Raw genomic sequence first — 25,301 nt, 5'->3', positions numbered from 1 at the left:
GCAGCGAATGTGGTCTGAACTACGCGGGCTGAAAGACGAGATCGATTTTGGCACCCCGCCACGAGATGGATCGCCCGTAACGCTTGATATCGACGACGTGACCGTCACGGTTCCCGCCGGCAGTTCGGTCATGCTTGCCGCCGCGAAAGCGGGCCGCGCAATCCCAAAGCTCTGCGCCACCGATATGCTCGAGTCCTTTGGCAGCTGTCGCATCTGTCTCGTAGAGATCGAAGGCCGCGGCGGGTTCCCGGCTAGCTGCACGACGCCGGTCGTCGAGGGCATGAAGGTCAAGACCCAGACCGAGACGCTGCAGCGCCTGCGTAAGGGCGTTCTGGAGCTTTACCTCTCCGACTTCCCCGAAAGCGAGATGGCCGACGGGTGGAGCGAGTTCCACGAAACGCTGAAGGCCGAAGGGATCACATCCCATCCGTACGGCAAGGGCGGCGCCAATCACTTCGACGCGCCCGTCGACGCCTCCAACCCCTACTTCCTGTTCGATCCGGCGAAATGCATCGTCTGCAGTCGCTGCGTGCGCGCCTGCGCCGAGGTGCAGGGGACCTTCGCGATCACCATCGCCGGCAGAAGCTTCGAATCCAAAGTCGTCGCAAGCCAGGAGCAGTCGTTCTTCGAATCGGAATGCGTGAGTTGCGGCGCCTGCGTGCAGGCCTGCCCGAGCCATGCGCTGGTCGAGAAGAGCCTCTTCGAGGGAGAGTACAAACATGCCGAACCCGCTGAAGCCTGAGAAATCGGTCGTCACGACATGCGCCTATTGCGGCGTCGGCTGCGGCTTCAAGGCCGAGACGCGCGCGGGCAAGATCGTGCGCATGACGCCATGGAAAGAAGGCAAGGCGAACCATGGCCACAGCTGCATCAAGGGCCGATTCGCCTACGACTATTACATTGCGCCGGACCGCGTCCGCACGCCGCTGATCCGCGCCTCGATCGACGACCCGTGGAAGCCCGTGAGCTGGCAGGAGGCGTTTGACTACGCGGCGAGCGCGTTCAAGCGCATCCAAGCCAAATACGGCATTAAGTCGGTCGGCGCCGTCTCCAGCTCGCGCTGCACGAATGAGGAAATCTTTCTCGTTCAGAAATTCGCGCGCGCTGTGCTCGGCAACAACAATATCGACAACTGCGCCCGCATCTGCCACTCGCCGACGCAGTTCGGCCTGACCAACACGATCGGCGCGGGCGCGGCGAGCCAGCACTTCGATTCTATCCTTCAGGCCGACGTCATCATGGTTGTCGGCGCCAATCCGACTGAGGGCCATCCAGTCTTCGGCTCGTTGATGAAGCGGCGCATTCGCCAGGGCGCGAAGCTCATCGTCATCGACCCGCGCAAGACCGAGACCGTGGAATCCGCCCATTGCAAGGCCGACGTCCATCTTGCCATCCGTCCCGGCACGAATGTCGCGATCCTCGACAGCATCGCGCATGTCGTCGTGCGCGAGAGACTCTACAACGAAGAATTCGTGCGCGCCCGCTGCGAGGTGAACGAGTTCGAGAACTGGACGGCGCTTGTCGGCTCCGACAAATATGCGCCGGAAGTCATCGGGCCGCTCGCCGGCGTCGATCCGGCGGACATCCGCAAGGCGGCGCGGATGTATGCCGGCGGTCCCAACAGCGCCATCTATTACGGCCTCGGCGTCACCGAACATTCGCAGGGCTCGACCGGCGTGATGTGCCTTGGCAATCTCGGCCTCTCCTGCGGCATGCTGGGGCGCGAGGGCGTTGGCGTTAATCCACTGCGTGGTCAGGGCAATGTGCAGGGCGGTAGTTGCCTTGGCAGCTGGCCGCATGTCTTCAGCGGTTACCGCTTCGTCACGGACGATGAGACCCGTTTGAGCTTCGAGGCCGAATGGGGCGTGCCGCTCGATTCGGAGCCGGGACTGCGCCTGCCCAACATGCTCGACGCCGCCGTCGCGGGGTCCTTCAAGGGCATGTACATCATGGGCGAGGATCCGGTGCAGAGCGATCCGAACCAGCACCATGTCATCGCCGCGATGAAGAACATGGAGTGCGTCGTGCTCCACGATCTCTTCCTCAACGAGACGTCGAAATACGCCCATGTCTTCTTCCCCGGCTCCTCGTCGCTGGAGAAGGACGGCACCTTCACCAACGCCGAGCGCCGCGTCTCACGCGTGCGCAAGGTTGTGGAGCCGCTCGCCGGCTATCAGGACTGGGAGATCACCGTAAAGTTCATGAACGCCATGGGCTACAACGTCACCTACAACAATCCCGGCGAGGTGCTGGATGAGATCGCGCGGCTCTCGCCCGCCTATCGCGGCATGAGCTTCGCGCTGATCGACCGCGTCGGCTCGGCGCAATGGCCCTGCGACGAGAACGCGCCGGAAGGCACGGAGGTGCTGCACCGCGTCAAGTTCCCGCGAGCCAACGGGCTCGGCGCCTTCATGCTCACGGAATATGTGCCCACCTCCGAGCGGACAAACGACAAATATCCGCTGCTGCTCACGACGGGCCGCATCCTCTCGCAATACAATGTCGGCACGCAGACGCGGCGCACGCCAAACTCCATGTGGCATCCGGAAGACGTGCTCGAGATCAACGAGCAGGACGCGATGTCGCGCGGCGTGAGCGACGGCGAGTGGGTGAAGTTGTCGAGCCGCTTCGGAGAGATCGAGCTGCGCGCGAAGATTTCCGAGCGGGTGAACCCGGGCGTCGTCTACACAACGTTCCACCACGCGAAGTCGAAGGCCAACGCCGTCACCTCGGACCTCTCCGATTGGGCGACGAACTGTCCCGAATACAAGGTCACGGCGGTGGATGTCGTGCGCGTCACGACGCCGACCTTGACCCGCGTCGGCGACGGCGAGAAGCCCGCGATCGAGGAACTGGAGCCGGCGGAATGAGCATGACGCAGTCGCCTTCGCAGGGCGCCGACATTCCGGTCATGGCGCTGGATCGTATCGTTCTGATGGCCAATCAGATCGGCGATTTCTTCGCGCCCTATCCGCCGGAAAGGCGCGCGGAAGGCATCAGGAATCATCTGCGCACCTATTGGGATCCGCGGATGCGCGCCGAGTTGCTGGCGCTGATCGAGGCGGGGGGCGCGGGCCTCGCGCCGCATGTCATCGCGGGTGCTAAGCTTTTGCGCGACGACTCGCATGCGAAACCGGGCTATTACGGCCCGCCGAAGGCGTGATCTATTTGAAATAGCAGGAGCATAGCAATAAATGAAAAGGGCGGACGCACATTATGGAGTCACGCTTCGAAGACGACAATGCGTCGTTGCGGCATTGTCACATTGTCAGCTTGCCGGGCCTGACCTCTGGCTCTATGTCAGATTCACTTTAAGCTTCCGCGACGTCGAGGATTTGCTAGCGGAACGCGGGATCGCGGTCTCTTATGAAACCGTGAGACGATGGGTCAATTATTTTGGGCCCAAGATCGCAGCCGATCTGCGCAAACGCCGGCCGAAGCCGCACACCACATGGCATCTCGACGAAGTCTATCTCAAGATCGATGGACGCTTGGTTTATCTGTGGCGCGCCGTCGATAGTGAAGGAGAGGTTCTGGATGTCTTGGTCCAGACCAGGCGGAATAAGACCGCAGCGCTGAAATTAATGCGCAAGCTTCTGAAGAAATATGGCTTCGCGCCGGAGAATTTGGTGACCGACGATCTGCGGTCTTACCATGCCGCCGCGCGTGATCTTGGGATCGAACATCGGCATCTCACCGGCCGATGGCGAAACAACAGAGCGGAGAATTCTCACCAACCAACCCGACGACGAGAACGCAAGATGCAAGGTTTCAAGGGCGTTGGTTCAGCACAAAGATTTCTCTCCTTTCACGCAGCAGCCCACAACACCTTCAACGTTCAACGCCATCTCATTTCAGCAAGGACGCACCGAGCTTTTCGAGGCTCGGCCATGGACACATGGCGTTCGGCCACTGCTGCAGCATAAACAAGATCGTCAACGAGATCATTCGCGTCTTTCGTTCGACAACGTGACAAAGCCATCTCAAATCCTCCTCATAGGCTCAAAGCCATACTTCACGGAGGATCACTTTTCAGGGGGCAGACCAGTGCAGAGGCAGAGGCCTAGCCTAATCTTTTTCTGCTGCCTGCAATTCCTGTCGAGCAATCACGGCATGGGTTACACCTTTTGAGAGTCGGCCGGCGTGTCCGGTTCCCCTCGCAAGGCTCATCGCCTTTTTTAGTTCGTTGATGGCGGCTACTTTGTGATGGTTGAACTTTTCCTTGTTCGCCGCTTCTGCGTGCTCGAGAGCGCTTTGGAGGTGGTCTGCGAATGACGACGCCATCCCCTTCCTACCTTCGGTAATGCCCTCTTCGAGTTCCTTAGTAGCTTCGGAGATATGCGAACTTTGTGCAAGAGATAAGCCCGGCACCATCATAAGGCCGAGACTAATGAGACCAGCCATAAGGTTGCGATTGAGCATTTCACATCTCCCTTGTTTTTATTCAATAGCTGGCCCCTGGCCCAAAACGCGAGGCAACCAGTCGTAGCTTCATTGATCTACTTTTCGATGTCCCATTTGAACAGGCTCGCGGACCGCTGCAAATTGACGCATTATCCGGCTTCATTGCATAAGCGCAGAAGCCGAGACGTTTCTGAAAAACTCAAAAGATGATGCAAATATCAATGTTGCTCCTCATGCCTCCCCAGTTGCGGGGCCGTGGGCAAAAACGTCGTGATCGGCTGTTATGCTAATTAGCCGACATTCACCGGATACCGGCGGTCTTGAGCCAGAGATTGCCGCCTTCGACGGCTGCTGGCAAGGCTGAATCTTCGACGCAGACGCCAGCGAGCCCCAATTTGATGATAACGGCGCGCCCAGCGCTGAAAGTTCGGATTTTCCTGTCATCGAGGCGCATGTCTCCCGTGGTTTGCAGCGAACGCGTGAACGTTGAACGCCTTACGCTGTCGACGTCACCGGCGGCGGTCGNAACCCTGCGATGAGCCGCAAAATGTCGGCGAAGAGATTTCGAGGAATGGCCACCTCCGCCATCTGGAACGAGACATAGCGCGCGTGACCGACGACCTTCGCGCCGATCTTGATCAGCCTTTCGCGCAGCGTGGTCATAGACCAGTGCTTTATCGGCTAAGGCATCGCCAGCGTGCGCAGGAAGTTGCCGAGATTGTAGGCCAGCGCGTGAAGCTAAAGGTGCACAGCGTTGGCGGCGAAGGAGCGACCTGACAGTCGCGTCCATTTTGATCGCGCCCTTGCCTTCCTTGATGTACTGCTCGCATGCGCCGCGCTTGCTGTAGAAGGCCACCTCCCTTCATTTTTGCGTCATTGTCGGCGACGGTCAGACGGCCATCACCGATCCGAAGCGGACCTCGCCGATTCGCCGCCGATTTTGCAAGAATTGGTGGAACCAGCACTGGCGACAGCTCCAGGAAGCCTTCGCAGTTTGGCTGGCGGATGGTGCAACAGCGTGCTCGATTCCACTGGACGGGTCTCAGAACCTGGTGCTGGCTGGCAGGCTCCTCCAGCTGACCGCCGAGCGCCACATCGTCGGCGATCTCCTTTGTCCGGGAGTTTCAGGGCTTCGACCGGCAGGCATGGAAGCGCCTCGAAATTCTGGACGCCGCGACGAGCCTCGACGACCTGCGGGCTTTGCCGAGCAACCGTCTTGAGGCTCTGCGCGGCGACAGGCGCGGCTAGTGCAGCATCCGCATCAACGCGCAGTGGCGGATTTGCTTCGAGTGGCCGCAAGGTGCGGCTGGCCCGTCAAGCGTGGAAATTGTGGACTATCACTAGAAGGCCGAAAACTATGGCACGGCCACCCATTCACCCCGGCGAGGTTCTCGCCGACGAATTGCAGGAAGTCGGCGTTACCCCGACCGAACTGGCGCGCCAGATCCAGGTGCCGGTCAATCGCGTCACGCAGATCATTCACGGCCGCCCGGGCGTGACCGGCGACACGGCGCTGGCCTTGGTCACTGGTTCGGGACGTCAACGCAATTCTGGCTCAACCTGCAGAGCGCCTATGGCGCGGGCGCATGTTTCGGAGGATAGGCAGACCGCTCTGACAAAGCCGGAGATCGCGATCGAGGAGATCGATCGCGTCATCGCCTCTGGCGCGCGTTTCGGTTGCGTCCTTGCCGATTCAGGTTACGGCTCCAGCGGGCCTTTCCGTCAGGCTCTGAGCGCCCGCGGTCTGCTGTGTGCGGTGGGGCTATCGCGACGCCAGAACGTCTACCCGGCCGACGTCGCTCTAGTTTTTCCTGTCGCAAAAGCGGGAAAGCCCCTCAAATACCACATCCCTGAACAGCCCGCGGTCTCCGCTGAAGCTGCGCTGGCCAGCGCGAAATGGCAGAAGATCAATTGGCGGCGCGGCACGAAAGGTCGACTGACATGTTTCTTCACGGCCCGCCGCGTCCGTGTTGCGGATGGTCATAAGCACCGCATGCGCGATAATCGTATGCGGGGCATGCCGGGCGACGAGGTCTGGCTCGTCGGTGAATCGACTGGCGAGCAAAAATACTATGTGTCGCACTTACCAGCCGATGCGAGCCTCAAGACGCTCGCCGCTACGATCAAAGCCAGATGGGTCGGCGAACAGGCGCATCAGCAGCTCAAGGAGGAGCTCGGCCTCGACCACTTCGAAGGTCGCTCCTGGACCGGATTACACCGACACGCCTTGATGACCATGATCGCCTACGCCTTCCTCCAATCCCGCCGCCTCAAAGCAGCGGGACGGAAAAAAGAGTCAGGGGACCGCCGCCACAACCGAGCATGCCGGCCATCAAGCAGGGCATTCTCGACCTCTTCGCACGGCCTCCGCCCAGACGGTGTCCTCATTGGGAAAAACTCCTCGCCGACGCCGTCGAGCTTAAACTGCCAAAGTAGTGCTAGCACACTGAACCCTCCCACTTGCGGGCTAGCCCACGTTTTTCAGACTGAGCGTGGTGCAACCGGCTTGAGACAGGCCGACCGAAAGGACACAAGGCGAGGATGCCAGGTTACGACTACACGGCAAGCTGCGTAATTAATCCCTTCAGGTCGCGCAAATTATTCGCCTAGTGATGACTGCGGCTGCGATCAGCACCAGATCGAAGCGTCGGGGGCCGATGATGTTTGCGAGTGGTGGAAGCGATCTAACAGTCGAACGGCAGCTTGGACGCCTGGGCCAGTTAATGGCCCTTTGAGGTCGATTAAATTATGAGGACTGCTGCGCGAATCTCCATCTTGGCTCGGAGCCTTGCTCCAAAGCCGAATACGTTGAAGCAGACTGAAGAAGGAGGAACGCAAAAACTCTCGCAGAGGGGGCGGGCCATACGTTAACTGGGGTGGGTCTCAAGGGAGCTTGCCAAGAGACGAGAAACGGTCGAGGCTCGCCCTTCGATGGACTATTCGTAATTTTGTCACGCGGCCGTCGGACAAGCTTTTCAAAATATGGCGGCGCCGATATTCTTGCCCCGCCGGAGGCCCAAACATGTTCGCTGATTTTCGTGCCGTCGCACTTGGCTCGGCAATCCTTCTCGCCCCAACCGCTACCTATGCAGATTCGCTATCGGAACGCCGTGCTGCCAAGGAGAAAGTGGAAGCGGTCGAAGTGGAGGTGGGGTGCGGAAAGCTCGATAAGGAAAACTGTGCGATTGTGGTTCCCGAGATCAACTCGAAAACCGTCTCGCAGGGAGTTCGACTAAAGCCCCTCCAATCGAAGGGCAGCGTCGAATCGGTAAACGGCCTGTGCGACGGTGACATTCAGGTGGCTGTGGTGCAGGCGGATGTTCTTGCCGCGCGCGCTGGAAAGCCGGATTGTGCGGGAAAGCTCGTTGTGCTCGGCGCGCCGCTCTATCCCTACGAAGGGTTTATGGTCGTGCGCTCTGAAGCGCGCGAGGACAAGTTCGGCGAAATGGTCCACGATCTTAAGCCCGGCGACGTTCTTCGGGTTGCGGCGGGGGGGGCGGGGTCAGGCGGTGAATTAACATTGCGAAACATTCTCGCGGCCGCACCTGAATGGAAGCAACTGATCGACATCCAGCCGGATAGTTCGGCCACGGCGCTCAACAAATTACGCGATCAACAGCTCGACGCCTTTTTCGTGATGGATGGACCGCAATCCCCTCTTTTGCAAGAGGTGCGAGAAACGGTCGATCCCAAAACCAAAAAGAGGGTGTTCAAATTTGTCGACGTCCGTCCGACCGCCAAGCTGCTCGAAACGCAGTTCAACGGCCGCGGTCTCTATGCGACGGCGACAGTTGAAGCGGGGTGGTTCAGCGCCATAAAATCCATTTCGACGCCGGCAGTGGTCGCCATACGCGACGACTTTTACAAAAGCCAGCCCGAGGTGGCGGCCAAGATAAGACAGTCCTCGGAAGACGCTTTGCCTTCGATCGCTGCCCGGGCAGGGGCGCGTCCAGATTGGAGGCAGGAATTCGAGCGCCGCTGAGCAAACTTCTGTCGTCGAGGCCTGCTTGCGAGCGATATAGAACCTCCTGGGCCGATATCCGCTCAGAGACGCGGGTTGAAAGCCGGCGGAGCGGCATTGACACATTAACGGGCGGCGGAGAATTCGCATCAGCCTGTTCGACGACGGGAGCGCAAAATGGGGGGCTTCAAATCGCCCCTGTCAGCTCAACGCTTCGCTTCCTTCCACGCCGCCGTCTACAACACCTTCAATATTCAACGACACCCAATCTGCCGACCAACGCATCGGCAGTTTCGGGCCGAGGCGCATAACGTTTGGAGCGACGCGACGGCTGCTGCGGCCTGAGTCGAGCACATTGCGGATGCTAGATCATCGATGCGGACCAGATCGCAATTCGATCCCGGCCAGCAACCTTCGCGGCGCGTAAGGCCTTATCGGCGCGTTCGATCTATTGCTCGACCGGAACGGCGGAGTCGAGCAGCGTAAGGCCGAAGGAGCCGGTCACCTTAGGGGCAAATAGCCTTTGACGGCAAACTCCCTTCTTGCCAAGCCTTCGCGCAACTCCTCCGCAATCGCCCGTCCTTGTTCAAGGTCGGCGTTGGGAGCGCAGTAAAGAAATTTTCTCCCCCAAAACGAAAAAACTCGTCGTGTGGCCGTAGCTGAGACATCACATACTCCGCGAATAGAACTAAAAACTCGTCGTCCAGTGTGTGGCCGTAACTGTCATTGACTTCCTTAAAGTGACCTGAGGCGCCAGGAGCGAATATGTTGAACCAATCCGAACATTGCCAACATTCCCGACAGCGCCGCTTGACGCTGACTCCGCAGCAAACTGAACCTCATGCACATATTGGAGCGCCCCCGCAACGCAGTCAGAAGCGCCGATGCAGCTGATTATCGAATTGAATCGGATCGGAAGAATTGTGCGCGAGATCGAGCGCGCGCTTTCGGATGGCTTCAGCATCCATAAAGATGTGAGTGGCTCAGGCTGCACGGGAGCGCTGTCGCCAAAAGAGAAACGGCATTAGCCTCATAGAGTGCACCAAGCTCTCGGAGCTTTCCCCGCGCGGCCGGGCTTTTTCGTGTGTGCGGGGCGCAATCTATCTCGACGGCCCGACCTTGCCGGGCAGGCTCAGATTGCCCGAGGTCACCTTGAATACATTGGCGACGCAGAGCAGCGGCGCCGAAAGGTCCGCGTTGACCCGCAGCCCAGCCGTGACGCCGTCGAAAGACGCGGACTTCAAAGCGCCGATCCTATCGAGCGGAACTCTCACCTTGACCGCGTCGCCGGAGATCTCGGTTAGGTAATCTGGGCTGTCGATCAGGATTGCCGCGCCGGGCCAGGTCTCTGGCAATTTGGGATGCGCGTCGTTCGGGATGTCGCGCACTTTCAGACCGCCACCGCAAAACTTGTCTTCGGTCAGCACGACCCAGTGTGGATGCCAATGGTCATGATTCTTGGCGCCCTTGGCCGCATCGTCGAAGTCTGGATGAAAGGTGAGCGCTAGCGCGACAATCCCTTGATCCTTGTCGAAGCCAACGTCCGCGCTGTTGAGTGACGTCGGCCAGACGTAGGCGTAGACGCCGGAGCCCTGGAACCTGCCCGTCGCATCGGGCCGCGACTTGCCGGCGTCACCACGCACTTTCGTCTCGAAAATGGCGTAGCCGTCCTTCGTCGTCACCGTCGTTTCGACGATGTCGAAAGGCGCGAGGACCTTGTCGTCGCGTTGCGCCTTGATCTCATTCGCATGTGCGCCGGCGGCGAAACAAAGGGAGAGTCCGGCAAGAAAGCCGAGGCCGATCAGTCCTTTCCTATTCATTAGCTTAAGCTCCTTGATAACCGGTCATTTCCGGTTCCATAGAGACCGGCTCGGAAACATTCTCGAAGTCCTGAAGGCTCAGCTCCCCTTTCACCGGTAGGGTCGCCGGGAGCCTCGCAACAGCTCTTTGCCCGCTCGGGGTCTGTTCCTGCGCCAGTGCGCCATGAATCGGAACGATGCTTGCCGAAAGCACCGCGGCGAGAACACTATTAACTCGATCGTCGACGACGGTCATAAACTACCTCGCTCGAAGCTCTCGTTATAGGGTGGCCGACGGGCATGGCGTGAAGTTGAAAAAAAGGCTCGCGGCCGCGAAGCCGCGGGCGAGTTGACAGAACCATGTCGCTACGAGAGGCGACGCCGCTCAATTAGCGCTGAAGCACACCGAGGCAAGCGTGGCGGGCCAAGCGCCGAGCTGAAACATTGCGCGCGATGAGAGACTTACGCTCTTCCTCTGGCGCCTTCGCCAGCGCGTCTAGCTCGACGCCCTTATCGATACTTGTGCCGACGATGTCGCCATCCGCCGCGAGCGCTCGCTAGTGCGCTTCGCGCCCGCGCGCCAATTAAGGGACTGCGTCAGCACGGGTTGCGTTACAAATACCGTTGCGCCATCGCTCACCGACTGGGCTTCGGCCGTGAAGAGGGGCCAGCTTTCGCCAGGATCGGGTCTTCGTGGATCACGCCGTCTTGGCCTATGATGAAGCGCCAGAGCAAGGCGCCGCGCCGGAAGGTGAGGCGGGTCCGGCCGTGATCTTCGCCTTCCCCATGCTCGCAGATCGTGACGATGGCGCTTCGCTGCAGTTCCGCGCGAAAGGCCTCGACGGAGAGCCCGAATTTGCCCGCGACGAGGGCCGCGTCCACAATGAAGTCATCGCCATCGCGGGCAATATTATCGTCGCGCATACTTCATGCCTTATCGCGAAACATCCTGCTCGATGGCGCGCACAAGCCGCTTAACCAGGATCATTTCGACAAGCAGCTCAAGCGAAAGCGCCATTTCGTCCGGCGCAATGTCCTCGCGAAACGGGATGTCTAGCGCGGCTGTAGGGATTTCGGCGAACATCGCGTCTATTTCATCATCGTTCTGGGGCGGCCGCGACGCTACGCGCTGCGTAGCTGTCCATCCGACATTGGCTTGATCCAGCAAATCTGCACGCTCCTGTCGTGCGCGCATGATGCGCAAGCGATAGCCCCACGCGCCACATAGGGTCGACATCCGCATTGCCAAGTGAGGCCCTTATTCGGCGCCAAATAACGCGCGTCGGAGACGATTTTCGCTCCGCCTCGGGACAGATAGCTGGCGACGACGATCCGACGCTGATCGCGCCGGCGTAACCCAATGACGGTTGCACTTGGTTTCCGACGCGTCGCGAGCTCGCGCTCGAATGTCTCGTCAGGGATGGCCTCGAAGCTTCCGCCAGTTCGAGGATTGCACTTTGCCGGCGCACAGAGATGCACTCGCCCTCGCTTCGCCAACGCTAATCCTTGCCGCTCTGTGTCCCCTTCTTACCTTCAACGCCCGGGGCGCCTGCAGAGGTTCCACTCGGACCAGGAGGAACGCTGGGGTCAACGTCTGTATTCTCCTTTTGAACCGCGCCAGAGGATTCCACCGGCTTCCCTGTTGCAGGACACGAGGCGACTCCTTTGTCTTCATGGCGATCCTCAGCCGACGCTACAGGTGAAGCGACCGCAACTAATAGGACCACGACCACAGCAAACCGTTTCTCAGGTCTTACACCTCCAATAGGGGACTCATTGAAAATCATCAAGGCGTAAGGCTCTCAAGCTATCCTGTCGCCCCACGGGCGCGTCATAGCGCGAAACGCCCTTGGCCTATGTCTATTCCAAGGACGAGTCGCCGCGCTGACGTTTGCGCGGCGACGACGTAAAGAGTTGCCGCAAACCAAGGCGCTGAGAAAGCTAGGCCGCGTCGCGCCGCTGCTTGATAAGCTCGTGATTTTCGCGCACGCCCTCGTATTGCCTCTTAACAATCGTCGCAACGTCAGGCGGTAAATCCTCACTCAGGGCTTTCTCATATGCCGCTTTAGCGACGTCTTCGCCACGCTCGCACTCCGATAGGACGGCCGCTTCGTCACCACCCGTGATGGCCGCCTTCAAGTTCGTCCACGCGCGATGCATCGCGCCGGAAACGGACCCCGCTTCACTTGGCATGCCCCCGAGCTTAACGATTTCGTCGTCCAGTTCGCGCGCCCCCGTAGCGCAACGCGCAGCAGCCCGTTGAAATGTGCTTTTCAAACTTTCGTCTTTGACGCCCTCAGCGGCGGCGACAAAACCCCTCTCGCCATCGCGACTCACCTCAGCCAAGTTCTTGAGCGTAGCCAGTGCTTGCGAGCCCATTCTTTCCTCCGTGATATGATTGAGAATGTAACTCAACTCGCCGGCCGGCGAAATGTTCCGAGCTGGTTTGATACGACTCGCGCTTGCGCAAAGCGAACTATTCCTCCTGGTGGAAAGCCGAGGAGATTTAGCGCTCGACTGTTTCGGCTGAAGAATGAAATCATGCCAATGGCAACCGCCACCACCACCCGCGCCAAACTGCTTGGTCGCGATAGCCATTAATGTCTGTGCGACGGCCTTCTCGCGATCACACTCGGCGATATTGTCCCCATCGAATTCAAGCATGCCAGTTCCGCACTCGTCCGATCGCCAAGCCTTCTCCTGATTGATAACGCCGGTCGCGCCGAGTTCCTGTTCTGGGTCGAAGCCCTCTTCGAGGTCCGGCTCTTCCTCAAGATCGCGTCGTCACCCATTTCGTCGAGCAGCGCTATCAGGGAATCGACGGCGTCCAAAATGCGCCGGCGCATGCCGGGGTGGCAATCGGGCGATTAGTTCTCAATCAAAGAGATGGCGGAGTCGATCTGCCGCTATGGAGAGGTAATAGCGCGCTGCCGGCGCCGTGCTGAAGGGAAGCGCCGAAAGAGCAGTAACGGGGAAAGGCAGCGCCCGCGCAGGCTCTCCCAGGGCGCGACGCGCCAGTAGAGTGCCAAGCGCTGTGCCTGCGGCAATGCCTCGACCATTATAACCGAGAGCCGCGACGAGGCCGGGCTGAGGCTCGTAGAGGTGGGGCAGCAGGTCGGCGGTCACCGCCCCACGACCGTACCAGTGATAATCGAACGGTATATCTGCGATTTGCGGAAACATGCGCCGCGCAGAGCGTTCAAGTATCCGAAAGCTCAAAGCACGGGCGCTGCGTGGAGGCGTCAACCACCCCGGACCGCCGATGACTAAACGGTTATCCGGCTCGACTCGGAAGTAGCGCACACGCAGTATGTGATTGTCGGCGCAGGACTGGCCCTCTGGTAAAATGGCCGCGCGTACGCTGTCAGGCAGCGGCGCAGTGGCGATTTGCACGCCATGAACGCGCAAAATGGATCGCTGCAGTCTGGGGACAAGGTCGTCCGTGAAGGCATTGGTCGCGATCAAGACCACCGAGCCAATCAGGTGGCCAGCATTGGTAGTCACCCGCCATCGCCCATCTTCCCTTGTCAGCTTTTGAACGCGGACATTGCCATGAATCTTCGCGCCTGCCTCGATCGCGGCTTTGGCAAGTCCTCGCGTATAGGCAAGAGGCTGAACCGTCCCATTTCGTCGATCGAGCCAGCCGCCGGCATAGACTTGAGTTCCAACGAGCCGGGCTGTTTGCGCGCGATCCAGCATCTCGACCGGAGCTCCGCGTTTCGCCCACATCGATGCGTCGCGTTGCAAGGCCCGAGCGCCCCGAACCGACCGATTCGCCTGGATCCAACCCTTCCGGACTGGATTGCAGTCAATGCGATAGCGCTCGATCAACTTGAACACGAGATCAGGCGCCTTTCCGACGAAGGACAGCATCCGCTCGCCCATCTCATCGCCAAAGGTCGCAATCAGATCGTCAGGCGCAGCGTGGAGTCCCGCAATGACCTGTCCGCCTGCCTGACCGGAGGTGCCCCACCCTGGCGTTTCGGCCTCAAGGACGGATACGCTTAGGCCGCCTTGCTCCGCAATATGCAATGCTGCGGAGAGCCCCGTGATGCCGCCGCCGACCACGATTACGTCTGCAGACGATCCCGGCTCGAATGGGTGAAGCTCGGGACCAATCGGCGCTGTCGACCAGAGCGAGTAGAGGGAGTTCATTGGTCTCACCGGCCTGGATCACGGAACATCAGCCCACGCAACCTTATCCTGAGCAGACGTGGCACGCCACTCGCCATCGCGATAAATGCGCGGCTCAGCAAACAGCTGCTGCGCGGGATCGAAGGTGTGCGCCATGACCTTAATTGGACCAGCGCTAAGCGCGGTTCCTCGTGGCGAAGTTATTAGCTCGTTGGAGATCAGGATACGAGAGAAGAAGAGGACCATCACCCATCTCCGCGCTGCAGGAGTCTCAGCATCGCGAGTTTGATGCGCGTGGCTGCGCTGCGAGCTTCACGCCAAGATCGCGTCTGACGCCATGCGCGGCGCCGGAAACGCGCTTCATCGCGCTCCCGCGTTTGTGTGGCAATTCGTCTGTTCGACGTACTATGCGGTCAGCACTTGGCTCCGCCGTGCGCTGGATGCGCGCGGTAACCCTCTCCCGATAGGCGGGAGAGGGAAAGTCCGAACGATTAAAGTGCTACAGGACTGGTTCGTTCTTGAACTTGTCGGGGAATTGCTTGGCGATCCCGTCGGTGAGCATGTCGGCGAATTTCAGCATGAGACGTGACCGTCATCATATGCCTTGATGTCAGCCGTCCAATCCTTGTTGAGTCGGCCGACCGCCTCGGCCGCCGTCAAGTCTAGATGCTTTTGCAGCATCTCTTCCAAATCTCTTTTAGACCAGTCTGGGTTTGCGCCGCTCAAGAATGCTGCGATGTCCTTACCGTTGTCCGTCCACTTCTGCTGAGCTTCCTTTAGCCCCGACTTATCGCCGTTCTTGGCGGCATTGACGACTTCCGTCGCAATAAGAATGTGGTCTCGCAAGAGAGCAGACAATTTCTCTCCTGCATTCTCTCCATAGTATGGCTTGATGGCGTTGCCGATGTCATCCTGATTCTTGAGGAGTCGCGTAGCGACGGCACTGGTGTCTGGAAGATCGGCCAGGGCGCTGACAATGTAACCGCGGGTATAAGTGATGTGATCTTCCCACAGCTTCCGCATTGCCATCCTCACAGCGGTGGCCCTATCTGCTTTCGCGTCATGCATGCCGGCGGCCATTGTGCTGGGATGAGTCATAGGCGCTTGTTGCGCCAGCGCGGTCGAACCGACAATCGCCATCGTTGCCGCCGTTATAGGGGCTGTATATATTTTCATGATAAACCTCCGTGAAGTCTTTTTGCTTCTACAGTCCAATGTGAGACCGAATGTCGGGAACCATCTTGGCTTGAGAATATCCGAATCCGAATCGGAAAAGCCGTCAAAAGTGAGAATATGGCGGCCGATGTTCTCACATTTGATGGCTTTCCTTCACGCCTTGAGCTTCGAGACGGGCTGTCTCGCACAGGCGCTTGAATGCCCTTCTTCCGCGTAGGATCGTGTCATCCCGAACAGCCTTGAGGATGGCGGGATTGGCGATCGCTCGCGAAACGCCCGCCAAGAGCGCCGGACTGAATGAGATAGGATGCTGATTCCGATTGATGGCGCCCCCTAAAACGAGATGAAGGCGCCCACCCATTACGGAATGATGGCGCCCCCGATTCCGAGATGATCCCGCCCCCCTGCAACGGAATGATCCCGCCCGGGTGATTTCGTGCAGTGGCGGTCGCCGCCGTTGGCCTGGTGAGGTCGCCAGGAGGTTCGAGAAGTCGCGCGTGCGCGTCTTCCAAAGAAAGCCCGCAAGGCCAATGCCGGAGATCAGCTCAAGCGGAATCTCGGTCCAAAGGATCGACATCCAATACGTCTGGAACTCCGGAGCGAACGAATCAAGGCCGGCGCGCCAGCCAAAAACCTGCTCGTAAATCCGGACGACCAGATAGAACCCGTTCAGAACGGCCAAGCCGATCCACATCCCTCTCAAATCTACGATTGGTTCGGCGCGCTCTATGGCGCCTACCGCCGATTGCGTAGTTTCGCTCATTTTTCTCTCCTTCAGTTCGACCGAAAAACGACGATAATTTTTCGGCGGCCTTCAGGATTGCGAGCAAAGCAGCGCTTTGCAGCGCGCCGGACTAGACATTAGTCGGGCAATATCGGACAGCGACAACGCTGTTGCACATGAGGCAACGACCTGGGAAGAAAGGCTGGAGCTTTGTCGCGATGGCGCCCCAGCGCTTACGTGAGCCGCCAACTATTTTTGCGCGCGTGGGCCCATCTCCGGTAAGCGCCAGGCGTCATTCCGGAATATCGCGAGAACGCGCGGCGAAAACTTGCTTCGTCAGCGTAGCCAGCGCTCGCCGCCAGTCTCTTTACGGAGTGCGTCGTCGTTTCGAGCAGGGTTCTTGCGGCTTCAAAGCGAACGCGTTCGATGAATCGCTTTGGCGTCTCGCCTGACGCGTGCTGGAGATGGCGGTGCAATGTTCGAACCGAAGTGCCGAGCCCACGCGCGAGGCCTAGCACGGTCAACGGAGCGTCTCCCGCCTGCCGAATAATGTGTTCAGCCTTCAGTAGAAACGGGTCCGACGCGGCCAGATGACCGAGTGGAACATAGTTAGATTGCGTTGACGGAACAGTGTCGACGACCGTGAAGTCGGCGGCGATCTTGGCGGCGGAGGCGCCGTACAGCGCTCGTATCACATGTAGACAAAGATCTATCCACGACAGAGGGCCGCCAGCCGTGACGACGCGTCTGTCCTCAAGCAGCGCAGCGCCCCATTGGGCGTCCGCGCGTGGATAGCGGTCCCTCAGCTCGTCGTGTCGCCACCAAGTCGTCGTGCAGCGTCGGCCATCGAGCAGGCCCGCTTCGCCAAGCAAAAAAACGCCGCTGCATGAGCCGCATATCAATGCGCCGAGCGCATGTTGGCGCCGCAACCAAGCAGCCGCCGCCGCGATCGACGCTTCGCCGAGAAAGCGATCGCCGTCGTCACAAAGGTAGCCTGGAACAATGACGGCGCTCGCAGTACCGGCGGTGATGCTCCCGTCTACGATGAGCAGACGACCGCTGCTGTCCTGAATTGGCTGTCCATCGAAACTCACCGTGGAGACGCTGATCGGCTCGCGATTTTCGTCCTTGGAAATCGTTAGCCAAGCTAGCTTCAGCATGTCCACGGCGCCGATCAAACCGGCGCCAAGGCAACCGTCATAACCGAGGACGATAACTTCCATGGTCGAGCCCGTTGCAGCCCGAAGCTGAGCCAGCGGCCCGTCCCTCCTCAGCGGCAGTCACCCGCGGACGAGTTCAGGGGCGGCCGGGATTTTATCGGCGAGAACGTCTATCTTCTCGATCGACGGCGGTTTGGCAAGAAGTTCCGGCGCTTTCGCCATCAGCGATTTCGCGACTTCGCCGGAAAGATGCGCCGCGCGGCCCTTTTCGTCGGGAAAAACGTCAAAAATGGCGAAGGTCGAGGGCCCCGTGCGAACCGCAAACCATGCGGTCGTGTCGGGCTCGGCCTCGACCAATTCTAAAGCGCTGATGAGAAACTGCGCGAGCTGCATTTCTTTTCCGGGTTGCGCCTCGAGCGTCACAAACAATCCAACCTTGGTCATCGCCTTACTCCCGCCGGTTGCGCGCCTCGTTGGCGCCCAAGCGCTTGTAGGCGACAAAAAACTCTCTGAGGGAAAAAGCTGTAATCAATCCCGCCGTCGCGAGACTGGAAGCGAGGAGAAAGCTGTTGCCGCCTGCGCCCGCCGATTCATCGGCGATCGCATCGCTTGCGACGTAATAGGCGCATGCCCAGACGACCCCGCCGCATACAAGGCGTCGACATTGATCCACTGGCTTCTGGCGTGTTGTTGTGACGCTTTGACCATCGCAGCCTCCGCAGATGAAAGATGGGAACTGGGGTGACGCGATCCTGTGTTTCAACGACTTTCGGCGCAGCACGCCAGTTCTGCCAAAAACGGTGCAGAACGCGCCATCGCGAACTCAGGTCTGGAGTTTGAGCCTGCGCCTTTAAGATCTTTCGAGATGTTGCAGCCCGAGAGGAGGCCAACGAAGGATGGGAGCCTGTTCTATGGCGTCACCGCAATTCAGCGCAGTGTAAATTCCTTAATCTAGCGTCCTGTCTCTTAAATATCGACTATTATTGGTTTGCAATTGATTGCATGATGGAGGGCTGCGATGTCGTGGCCGATCAAGCGGCTTGAGACGGAGCCAGCGGTAGCGGAAGAGTTGCGACGTCGGTCGCGTTCGAGAACCTCCGCATTTACGACGCTGGCGGACGCTGGCAGCTTTTTTGTTTTAGTGTGGCGCCTATCGACGGGGAGTATCGCGGCGATCAAAGTCTCAGGCAGTGGCCGCCGCTCTCTCTGCATCCGGCACGGTAACAGAAGCGCCATGTTGTCGGCGCGCCTGCGCTCGTTACTGCTGTCACGCGCATGCCTGTAGAAAGGGCGAACCGAGGCTTTCGAGAACACCGTGGTTTGCACCACCGCTTCGTCCAGGCGGCAACGAAGCGTTTCGTTGGCGCCTGTCGTGAAGCAGCAATATCGCATCCGTGGTTTGCACCACGTTGAAAGGCCAGTGAAGCTCGTCGCGCGGAGCGCCGCAACCAAGCAGATCATTATGTCCGGACTAATTACCCACCTCGGTGAATTTCCCCAGAAAACGTCGCTGCCGCACGCTCGTCGCCCGCTTGCCGACAGGCGCTCTCTCGATTGGTGTCTTATCCGGATGCATGGCTGTTCTGACGCGGAGCATCGATCTCCGCGTCAGTCCACTAGAAGAAGAGCCCCAAGGAGCCACCCGCCAATCCACCAACTACGGCTGCCGCGATGGTGTTCGGAATGCCGCCGAGAGCTGCATAGGCGAGGCCACCCAAAATGACTGCGCCGACGCCGGCGAAGATGTAAGTGTTGGGCGTGACTTCCCAATCTTTTTCGCCAGAGGGCCTTTGACCAGAAGGCCTTTGATCAGTCATAGCCGCTCCTCCATCTTTTACGAGCGCCTTCGCCCATCTCAAGCCGCTTGCTGCGCTCGCCCAGTTTCAGATAAGCCTCATCTGGCTCCAGGAGATGAAAGGTCAATGGTCGCAGCGGAAAAACGGCTTCATGAAGCTGCTCTCCTCAGCTCCGCTCGGCGCACGAGGAGCCGATTGACGAGCCCGCGCCGAGGACCGCGACCATTGACGTAACGGTTCAGTTGGCTTTGTCACGTTGTCGAACGATAGACGCGAATGATCTCGTTGATAATCGTGCTCATGCTGTTGCAGTGGCCGCACGCCATGTGTCCATGGCCGAGGCTCGAAAAGCTCGGTGCGTCCTTGCTGAAATGAGATGGCGTTGAACGTTGAACGTGTTGTGGGCTGCTGCGTGAAAGGAGAGAAATCTTTGCGCTGAACCGACGCTCCTGAAACCTTGCATCTTGCGTTCTCGTCGTCGGGTTGGTTGATGCGAATTCTCCGCCCGATTGTTTCGCCATCGGCCGGTGCGATGCCGATGCCCGATCCCAAGATCACGCGCCGCGGCGTGGTAAGATCGCAGATCGTCGGTCACCAGATTCTCCGGCAGGAAGCCATATTTCTTCAGGAGCTTGCGCATTAATTTAAGCGCTGCGGCCTTATTCCGCCTGGTCTGGACCAAGACATCCAGAACCTCTCCTTCGCTATCGACGGCCCGCCATAGATAGACCAGCCGGCCATCGATCTTCAGATAGACTTCATCCAGATGCCATGTCGTGTGCGGCTTCGGTCGGCGTTTGCGAAGATCGGCCGCGATTTTGGGTCCAAAGTGAATGACCCATCGTCTCACGGTCTCATAGGACACCATGACGCCACGTTCCGCCAACAGATCTTCCACGTCGCGGAAGCTCAGGGAGAACCGAAGATACAGCCAAATCGCCTGTTGGATGATCTCGGGAGGAAAGCGGTAGCCGCTGTAATTTATCTTCGCCATGGTCAATGGCTATCGGTAGGACCAAGAGATCGCAAGCCCCGAACAATGTGACAAAGCCTTCAAGAGCGTTGGTTCAGCACAAAGTTTTCTCTCCTTTCACGCAGCAGCCCACAACACGTTCAACGTTCAACGCCATCTCATTTCAGCAAGGACGCACCGAGCTTTTCGAGCCTCGGCCATGGACACATGGCGTTCGGCCACTGCTGCAGCATAAACAAGATCGTCAACGAGATCATTCGCGTCTTTCGTTCGACAACGTGACAAAGCCTCCACTCTTGCTAACCTGCGCGCGGCGTCACGGATACGTCAATCCTGAAGCTGCGACTTCGCCCCATACCGATCCGCCAAACGTTACCCCGACGGCGTGAACGCATCCGATCTGATGTTTTTCATGCTGACTCCGCGCATGAAGAAATCACGCTTCAACCGTTTCACCAGATTTTCGCCGCCACACAGAAAAATTGCGCTGTCCTTGACGTCTTGCTCACCGTGCAGGGCTGTCGCCGCAACGTCTCCTCCAGCCGGAGCATCTGGATCAAGCAGGCATGGTCGGTAGTCGACATGCGCCCGCGTCCGGCTCAGCGCTTTCAGCTCTTCATCAAGATAGAGACCATCACGGCTGCGTGCGCCATGGTAAAGACGGATTGGACCGAGATGGCCCCGCTTCAGAGCGTCTCGCAACACGCCATAGAGTGGCGCGAGACCCGTCCCGGCGCCGATCAGCAGCAGGCGCTGATCCTGATGAACACCTTCGTAAAAGCATGTCCCGGACGGACCCGCGACATGCAAGCGGTCGCCCGGCTTGAATTCTCCAAGCCGTCGGCTCATTCGGCCATTTTCATGCAGTCGGATATGCATCTCGAGAAATGGATCGTCCTCGGGATGGCTCGCGAGCGAGTAATGACGTCTTAAATCGCCATCCGCGACAAGTTCGAGGAACTGACCTGGCCGATACGCAAAATCATCTGCATCGACACGCAGTCGGATCACATCCGGCGCGAGCGGATCAATCGCTCGAATAACCGCATCCCGACGCGCTCCGACGTCATCCGGCCGCGTAATCCTCAGCGGCGACGTCGGCAAACAGACACAGGGCAGAAAAAAGCCGAGCGCCTTCTGACCCTTTGTCAATCCAACTTGAGACTCTGGCGGAGGAACGCCTTCGACCACGCGATGCAGACAAGTCTGACAATTGCCGGACCGGCACGACGAAGGCGCGTCGATGCCGGCGCGCTCCAGCGCTTCAAGCACTGTTTCACCTAGCCTGAGTTCGACCGAACGATCCTCGAACTGCAGCATCGGATCAACGGTTCAATACGTCATCACGAACGGAATTTGCAATCGCCGCGACTTCCTTAACCTCTTTTTCTGGCACGCCAAGGTCACGGAGCGTGTAGTTCAGATTTTCGATTACCGCGTCAACATGGGAATCGTTGAGGCCCTTGGCAACGAGACGCTTGTGCGCGTTGCGCATGTCGGCTCCCGTGTAATTATTTGGACCCCCAAACGCCATGGTCAAGAATGATTTCTGTTTGGCGATTTGCTGATCGATGTCGACGCCATCAAAAAACTGCGCGATGCGACCGTCCGCGAGAACCTTGCGATAAAAAAGCTCAACTGCGGCATTAACGGCGTTCTCGCCCCCGAGGCGCTCGTAGAGATTTGGCATGCCTTGCGTTCTCCCTGTTGCCGACCTTAGCGAGCCAACTTTTTCGGCTCGGACGTCTGTTAGACGCCGCGGCGTGGAGAATCTTACCTCGACCGGCGAGATTTTTTTGCTCGGAGAAATGCCTCCCGCAGGAAATTCAATCATATAAGAAAAGCGTGACGAAATTCGTTCTGTTGCCGCTGACTCGATCGATAAGCCCGGGGACGAGCGCGCCTGCTCACCCGCGATCGGCCGCCTTTTCGGCGCGCACAAGCGCCAGCAATCCGAGATACACCTCTTCGCATTCGGGACATTGATGCATGTGGTGACGAACCTCGGGGAGGGTGGCGGCGGCGTCCAAGCCGGAGGCTTCCAACTCGGCGTAGCGCGGTAGACTATCGAAATAATCCGTACACGACATCTCTTCCCCGCTTTTGGCGGCGAAGATCGTATCGAGCAGGCGGGCAAATTCCTTTTGTTTCATTCCTAGCTTCCGGACTCAACCGTATTTGAGACGCTCTGAAACGGCAAAATCTTACCATCATCACTGAGATAAGTTTTGCGCTGGGGCGAGTCGAACGTAGCTATGATATCCTGATGCGTGACGCCTTCGGAAAGTAGCGCGGCCTTGAGGCGTTTTCGTGCATCATGAATAAGCTTGTATATGCTATTGCGATTGCCGCCGAGCCACTCGGCGACAAGATCAAGCGGCATGCCCTGAAAAGCGTGAGCAACAAGCGCTTTTCGCTGGAGTGGCGTCAAAGAGTTCTCGATAAGGCGGACCAACAAAGCCCACGCTTGTCGCCGTTCCAGACTACGCTCGGGTTCTGCAGCATCAGTCGGCCAGACCGGCATATCTTCGCCAAGACGCGCACGATTCACGACCGCCTTCCGCCAGCGCCGTCGTCGAAGCTCCCCAAGAGTGACGCGAACAGCGATCGAATAGGCCCATGTCGTAAATTTGCTCTCGCCACGAAATTGTTCGACTTTCGACTGGATGAGGATAATGGCCTCCTGGGCGCAGTCCTCAGCCGTTTGATGCAAATCGTGGCCGAGCGATGAACCTCCGGGCGTTTCATTTCGCGAGAGAAATTTGATGATCGCACCGAGCACGAGCTCACGCAGCTCAGCCAGCGCAACGGCCTGATTCTGATCGCCTGCTCGTAGGGCCAATAACCACTCGGAGTTTGATCGTTCTCTCATTTCGCGGTACGGGTGTCAGACGGAAAACGGCTTGCACGCTAAGGTTAGCATTAACATCGAAGCGAAGCTATCCATCGGGCCTCCGATGTTTGGAGGGCCTCTTCGGTCGGAAGAGATTTGGATCGGCGCTCGACAAAAAAGAACAACGGCAGCACGCCGAGGGATGAGCCCCGTCTGACTCACGATCAGATCGGCGAGGCCTTCCCCGGACCTACCCGGGGGCGCGTTAAAAGCGAATGGAACAGTGTGAGCAAGGCGAGCGCCGCGGTCCATGCGGCGCCGGCAGCAAATTGCAGAGCTGGTTCTTGAACTCCGGCGACCGACGAAAATAGGCGCAGTATCGCTGCGAGAGTTATCAGGACGCAGATCGCCGTCGTTCGAGGGCCTGCGGTAAGCGCGGCCAGTATGGCCCAGCGACGCCCGCGTCATCACCGCGAGCGTCATCGTTCCGATTGCGCCAACAGTCAGCGTGTGCAGCGCGGCTTTTTCCGGCAGTAATTGAAAAAAGCCGTTAAAGCCCTCGATAGCGACAACCATGCATAGCCGACATGCAAATGGCCATAGGAACGGCTCGCGCACGGTCTGCCGCTTGCTTCTGTCACCGACATCGCGGGTGTAGACAGTGTGTAGCTTATGCGAGGAGACGAGCGCACCGCGCGCTTTCTAGAGCACACGCAGCCCGCTAAGCTCCGGTATGTAAGGCGAGCTACTCTCTGAGCGCCGGACGTAAACTCCCCCGCTTCAGAGGCGCCTCTGCAGGCTTGTGCAGGCTTGCTGAGCCGATCCAAGCAAGGCGCATGCAGTTGGCGTGCGATGCCGTCCACCTTATCTATACGCACTTGGGCTGCTCCGACGTAAGCAGGCGAATTTGAGCCATGGCGACCATGCACGAGCGCTCCATTGTCGTGTTCGGCGGAACCGGGTTTCTCGGTCGCCGTGTCGTTTGGCGCCTCCGCAAGGCTGGGTTTTTTGTTCGGGTTGCGTCGAGGAATCCGGATCGGGCTCATAGGCTGTTTGGTTTTGATGATCCGCAACTTCGCTCGGTCGAGGCCAACATTCACGATGAGCAGTCAATCGCCGATGCACTTGCTGGCGCTTACGGCGTTGTGAATGCGGTAAGCCTATACGTCGAGCATGGCCGCGAGACTTTTCATTCCGTGCACGTTGAGGCAGCTCAACGATTAGCAGATCAAGCACGTCGAGCCCAAGTTGAGCAGCTCGCGCACGTCTCAGGAATCGGCTCCGATGCCGGCTCATCATCGCTCTACATCCGCAAGCGTGGCGAAGGCGAATTGGCGGTTCGCGCCGCGTTCGCAGATACAATTCTCATTCGCCCGGCGGTGATGTTCGGACCTGACGATTCATTTCTCACCTCCATCCTCAAACTCCTCGGCCGGCTTCCAATCTATCCGATGTTCGGGCGCGGTCTCACGAGACTGCAGCCCGCCTATGTGGAAGATGTGGCGGAAGCAATCGCTAGGGCGCTGGATCGGAAGGACGTGCATGCGATCACCTTCGAGTTTGGCGGACCTCGCGTCTACTCTTATGAAGAATTGCTCAGGGTCATTGCCCACGAAGCCAGCCTTAAGCCTATGTTAGTTCCTGTCCCGTTTGCCGTTTGGCACACGCTGGCGTGGTTCGCGGAAATGCTCCCGAGCCCGCCCATCACTCGCAATCAAGTAGAGCTGATGCAGGTCGACACTGTGTGGTCGCCAGAGATACCAGGATTTGAAGATCTCGGAATTTCGCCGCGCTCGGTCGAGGAAATACTCCAGGAGATATTACGGGATCAGTGATCAAGGAGGTTCTTCGGCAGATCCGCCTTCGAAAATGGTCGCCGGCATCGCGAGCCATCTTGGCAGACGGAGAAGTTCTCGAAGTCTTGATCCAGACGAAGAAGCGGAATACGGCGTCGGCACGACCGGACGAAGCCCCGAGGCGGATGGCCGATTGGCCTCTGAATTAGCGAATGATCGCCTGGGATATGCAAACGGGCTACTCGGCGAATATAACGATGCGCATTATCAGCTATGGAATGCTCGGAGTGCCTGATGACGGTAGTTGTGAAAGACAGCAATGGCGCAGAACTCAAGGACGGCGATTCCGTGACCTTGATAAAGGACTTGAAGGTTAAGGGCTCGTCCGTCGTGCTGAAACGCGGCGCCTTGATCAAAAATATCCGGCTCACGGATGATCCGGCCGAGATCGATTGCCGCTCTGAGAAAGTAAAAGGGCTCGTGCTGCGGACGGAGTTCGTCAGGAAAGCCTAGTTGCCATCGAATGGCGCGCAGGACGAGCGGAC

Annotated in this window: 26 protein-coding genes and 7 pseudogenes; 12 read left to right on the top strand and 21 right to left on the bottom strand. The window is 58.8% G+C overall.

Annotated features, from left to right (window positions below; translation table 11 throughout):
• Nucleotides 1-7: 7 nt before the first annotated feature.
• From fdhF to A3OO_RS0118680, 3 genes and pseudogenes are all read left to right on the top strand, one after another.
• Nucleotides 8-2,870, top strand: a pseudogene (fdhF, locus tag A3OO_RS0118690) (formate dehydrogenase subunit alpha).
• Complete coding sequence (locus A3OO_RS0118685; protein ID WP_018409383.1) at nucleotides 2,867-3,163, top strand: formate dehydrogenase subunit delta; 297 nt, start codon at nucleotides 2,867-2,869, stop codon at nucleotides 3,161-3,163. Before fdhF ends, A3OO_RS0118685 begins: the two are co-directional and overlap by 4 nt.
• A gap of 94 nt (nucleotides 3,164-3,257) precedes the next feature.
• Nucleotides 3,258-3,926 (top strand): IS6 family transposase, encoded by a 669-nt coding sequence (locus A3OO_RS0118680; RefSeq protein WP_018409382.1) that lies wholly within the window; start codon nucleotides 3,258-3,260, stop codon nucleotides 3,924-3,926.
• A 142-nt stretch (nucleotides 3,927-4,068) separates the two neighbouring features.
• On the opposite strand, the gene smbP is transcribed toward A3OO_RS0118680, so the two are convergent.
• Both smbP and A3OO_RS23735 read right to left on the bottom strand, forming a co-directional pair.
• Nucleotides 4,069-4,422, bottom strand: a complete 354-nt coding sequence (gene smbP, locus A3OO_RS22080; RefSeq protein ID WP_156824863.1) for a small metal-binding protein SmbP — start codon at nucleotides 4,420-4,422, stop codon at nucleotides 4,069-4,071.
• 477 nt (nucleotides 4,423-4,899) lie between these two features.
• Nucleotides 4,900-5,266: pseudogene (locus A3OO_RS23735) on the bottom strand (transposase); the annotation flags it as partial.
• 242 nt (nucleotides 5,267-5,508) lie between these two features.
• Between A3OO_RS23735 and A3OO_RS24360 the strand changes: the two are divergent.
• The 5 genes and pseudogenes from A3OO_RS24360 to A3OO_RS23730 form a co-directional block, all read left to right on the top strand.
• A pseudogene (locus A3OO_RS24360) lies at nucleotides 5,509-5,748 on the top strand (type II toxin-antitoxin system RelE/ParE family toxin).
• Between the two features lie 13 nt (nucleotides 5,749-5,761).
• Nucleotides 5,762-5,979: pseudogene (locus A3OO_RS24840) on the top strand (HigA family addiction module antitoxin); the annotation flags it as partial.
• Nucleotides 5,978-6,827, top strand: a pseudogene (locus A3OO_RS22075) (IS701 family transposase); the annotation flags it as partial. The pseudogenes A3OO_RS24840 and A3OO_RS22075, both read left to right, overlap by 2 nt.
• A 599-nt stretch (nucleotides 6,828-7,426) precedes the next feature.
• Nucleotides 7,427-8,386: a TAXI family TRAP transporter solute-binding subunit gene (locus A3OO_RS0118655; protein ID WP_018409379.1), complete on the top strand. Its 960-nt coding sequence runs from the start codon at nucleotides 7,427-7,429 to the stop codon at nucleotides 8,384-8,386.
• Nucleotides 8,387-8,500: 114 nt separating this feature from the next.
• Nucleotides 8,501-8,710 (top strand): annotated as a pseudogene (locus A3OO_RS23730) (IS6 family transposase); the annotation flags it as partial.
• Between the two features lie 161 nt (nucleotides 8,711-8,871).
• On the opposite strand, the gene A3OO_RS24355 reads toward A3OO_RS23730, so the two are convergent.
• Entirely contained in the window at nucleotides 8,872-9,072 is a 201-nt protein-coding gene (locus A3OO_RS24355) for a hypothetical protein (RefSeq protein ID WP_245257221.1), read from the bottom strand.
• Nucleotides 9,073-9,249: 177 nt separating this feature from the next.
• Between A3OO_RS24355 and A3OO_RS23725 the strand changes: the two genes are divergently transcribed.
• Nucleotides 9,250-9,393 carry a hypothetical protein gene (locus A3OO_RS23725; protein WP_156824876.1) on the top strand — a complete coding sequence of 48 codons (144 nt, stop codon included), beginning with the start codon at nucleotides 9,250-9,252 and terminating at the stop codon, nucleotides 9,391-9,393.
• 72 nt (nucleotides 9,394-9,465) lie between these two features.
• Here the strand turns inward: A3OO_RS23725 and A3OO_RS0118645 are convergent, their stop codons facing one another.
• From A3OO_RS0118645 to A3OO_RS0118570, 13 genes are all read right to left on the bottom strand, one after another.
• Complete coding sequence (locus A3OO_RS0118645) at nucleotides 9,466-10,185, bottom strand: hypothetical protein (protein WP_018409377.1); 720 nt, start codon at nucleotides 10,183-10,185, stop codon at nucleotides 9,466-9,468.
• A 4-nt stretch (nucleotides 10,186-10,189) separates the two neighbouring features.
• Nucleotides 10,190-10,420: a hypothetical protein gene (locus A3OO_RS22070; RefSeq protein ID WP_018409376.1), complete on the bottom strand. Its 231-nt coding sequence runs from the start codon at nucleotides 10,418-10,420 to the stop codon at nucleotides 10,190-10,192.
• A gap of 380 nt (nucleotides 10,421-10,800) precedes the next feature.
• Nucleotides 10,801-11,088, bottom strand: coding sequence for a DUF6522 family protein (locus tag A3OO_RS22065; RefSeq protein ID WP_018409375.1), 288 nt, complete (start codon nucleotides 11,086-11,088; stop codon nucleotides 10,801-10,803).
• Nucleotides 11,089-11,098: 10 nt separating this feature from the next.
• Nucleotides 11,099-11,401 carry a hypothetical protein gene (locus tag A3OO_RS0118630; protein ID WP_156824875.1) on the bottom strand — a complete coding sequence of 101 codons (303 nt, stop codon included), beginning with the start codon at nucleotides 11,399-11,401 and terminating at the stop codon, nucleotides 11,099-11,101.
• Nucleotides 11,402-12,105: 704 nt separating this feature from the next.
• Nucleotides 12,106-12,828 (bottom strand): PA2169 family four-helix-bundle protein, encoded by a 723-nt coding sequence (locus A3OO_RS24350; RefSeq protein ID WP_018409372.1) that lies wholly within the window; start codon nucleotides 12,826-12,828, stop codon nucleotides 12,106-12,108.
• Between the two features lie 210 nt (nucleotides 12,829-13,038).
• A complete protein-coding gene (locus A3OO_RS0118615) occupies nucleotides 13,039-14,319 on the bottom strand; it encodes an NAD(P)/FAD-dependent oxidoreductase (RefSeq protein ID WP_425338968.1) in 1,281 nt (426 codons plus the stop codon).
• 552 nt (nucleotides 14,320-14,871) lie between these two features.
• On the bottom strand, nucleotides 14,872-15,474 hold the full coding sequence (locus A3OO_RS22060; RefSeq protein WP_198008843.1) for an acetylglutamate kinase: 603 nt from the start codon (nucleotides 15,472-15,474) through the stop codon (nucleotides 14,872-14,874).
• A 133-nt stretch (nucleotides 15,475-15,607) separates the two neighbouring features.
• Nucleotides 15,608-16,237 (bottom strand): methane monooxygenase/ammonia monooxygenase subunit C, encoded by a 630-nt coding sequence (locus A3OO_RS24345; protein WP_280642656.1) that lies wholly within the window; start codon nucleotides 16,235-16,237, stop codon nucleotides 15,608-15,610.
• Between the two features lie 194 nt (nucleotides 16,238-16,431).
• A complete protein-coding gene (locus A3OO_RS0118590) occupies nucleotides 16,432-17,421 on the bottom strand; it encodes a GlxA family transcriptional regulator (RefSeq protein WP_018409366.1) in 990 nt (329 codons plus the stop codon).
• Between the two features lie 57 nt (nucleotides 17,422-17,478).
• Nucleotides 17,479-17,802: a putative quinol monooxygenase gene (locus tag A3OO_RS0118585; RefSeq protein ID WP_018409365.1), complete on the bottom strand. Its 324-nt coding sequence runs from the start codon at nucleotides 17,800-17,802 to the stop codon at nucleotides 17,479-17,481.
• 4 nt (nucleotides 17,803-17,806) lie between these two features.
• Nucleotides 17,807-18,139, bottom strand: a complete 333-nt coding sequence (locus tag A3OO_RS0118580) for a hypothetical protein (RefSeq protein WP_156824874.1) — start codon at nucleotides 18,137-18,139, stop codon at nucleotides 17,807-17,809.
• 835 nt (nucleotides 18,140-18,974) lie between these two features.
• A complete protein-coding gene (locus A3OO_RS22050; protein WP_018409363.1) occupies nucleotides 18,975-19,175 on the bottom strand; it encodes a hypothetical protein in 201 nt (66 codons plus the stop codon).
• A 277-nt stretch (nucleotides 19,176-19,452) separates the two neighbouring features.
• Complete coding sequence (locus A3OO_RS0118570) at nucleotides 19,453-20,148, bottom strand: IS6 family transposase (RefSeq protein WP_018409362.1); 696 nt, start codon at nucleotides 20,146-20,148, stop codon at nucleotides 19,453-19,455.
• 52 nt (nucleotides 20,149-20,200) lie between these two features.
• Here A3OO_RS0118570 and A3OO_RS23720 point away from each other — a divergent pair.
• Nucleotides 20,201-20,362 (top strand): annotated as a pseudogene (locus tag A3OO_RS23720) (IS6 family transposase); the annotation flags it as partial.
• 137 nt (nucleotides 20,363-20,499) lie between these two features.
• Here A3OO_RS23720 and A3OO_RS0118560 read toward each other — a convergent pair.
• From A3OO_RS0118560 to A3OO_RS23120, 5 genes are all read right to left on the bottom strand, one after another.
• On the bottom strand, nucleotides 20,500-21,447 hold the full coding sequence (locus A3OO_RS0118560; protein ID WP_026223135.1) for a 2Fe-2S iron-sulfur cluster-binding protein: 948 nt from the start codon (nucleotides 21,445-21,447) through the stop codon (nucleotides 20,500-20,502).
• A gap of 4 nt (nucleotides 21,448-21,451) precedes the next feature.
• Nucleotides 21,452-21,817: a group I truncated hemoglobin gene (locus A3OO_RS0118555; protein ID WP_018409359.1), complete on the bottom strand. Its 366-nt coding sequence runs from the start codon at nucleotides 21,815-21,817 to the stop codon at nucleotides 21,452-21,454.
• A gap of 217 nt (nucleotides 21,818-22,034) precedes the next feature.
• Nucleotides 22,035-22,280 carry a hypothetical protein gene (locus tag A3OO_RS0118550; protein WP_018409358.1) on the bottom strand — a complete coding sequence of 82 codons (246 nt, stop codon included), beginning with the start codon at nucleotides 22,278-22,280 and terminating at the stop codon, nucleotides 22,035-22,037.
• Nucleotides 22,281-22,282: 2 nt separating this feature from the next.
• The gene (locus A3OO_RS0118545; protein WP_018409357.1) at nucleotides 22,283-22,969 is read right to left on the bottom strand and encodes an RNA polymerase sigma factor; all 687 of its coding nucleotides are present in this window, start codon (nucleotides 22,967-22,969) and stop codon (nucleotides 22,283-22,285) included.
• 45 nt (nucleotides 22,970-23,014) lie between these two features.
• Nucleotides 23,015-23,578, bottom strand: coding sequence for an NnrS family protein (locus A3OO_RS23120; protein ID WP_083909789.1), 564 nt, complete (start codon nucleotides 23,576-23,578; stop codon nucleotides 23,015-23,017).
• Nucleotides 23,579-23,874: 296 nt separating this feature from the next.
• On the opposite strand from A3OO_RS23120, the gene A3OO_RS0118540 reads away from it, so the two are divergent.
• Together A3OO_RS0118540 and A3OO_RS0118535 are read left to right on the top strand one after the other, a co-directional pair.
• A complete protein-coding gene (locus A3OO_RS0118540) occupies nucleotides 23,875-24,795 on the top strand; it encodes a complex I NDUFA9 subunit family protein (RefSeq protein ID WP_018409356.1) in 921 nt (306 codons plus the stop codon).
• 255 nt (nucleotides 24,796-25,050) lie between these two features.
• Nucleotides 25,051-25,269, top strand: coding sequence for an alkylphosphonate utilization protein (locus A3OO_RS0118535; protein WP_018409354.1), 219 nt, complete (start codon nucleotides 25,051-25,053; stop codon nucleotides 25,267-25,269).
• Nucleotides 25,270-25,301 lie beyond the last annotated feature (32 nt).

Origin of the sequence: Methylocystis rosea SV97 (genome assembly GCF_000372845.1) — a bacterium.
Taxonomy (GTDB): Bacteria; Pseudomonadota; Alphaproteobacteria; order Rhizobiales; family Beijerinckiaceae; genus Methylocystis; species Methylocystis rosea.
The sequence above is the reverse complement of the archived record's forward strand: the minus strand, read 5'-3'. Positions and strand labels throughout refer to the sequence as shown.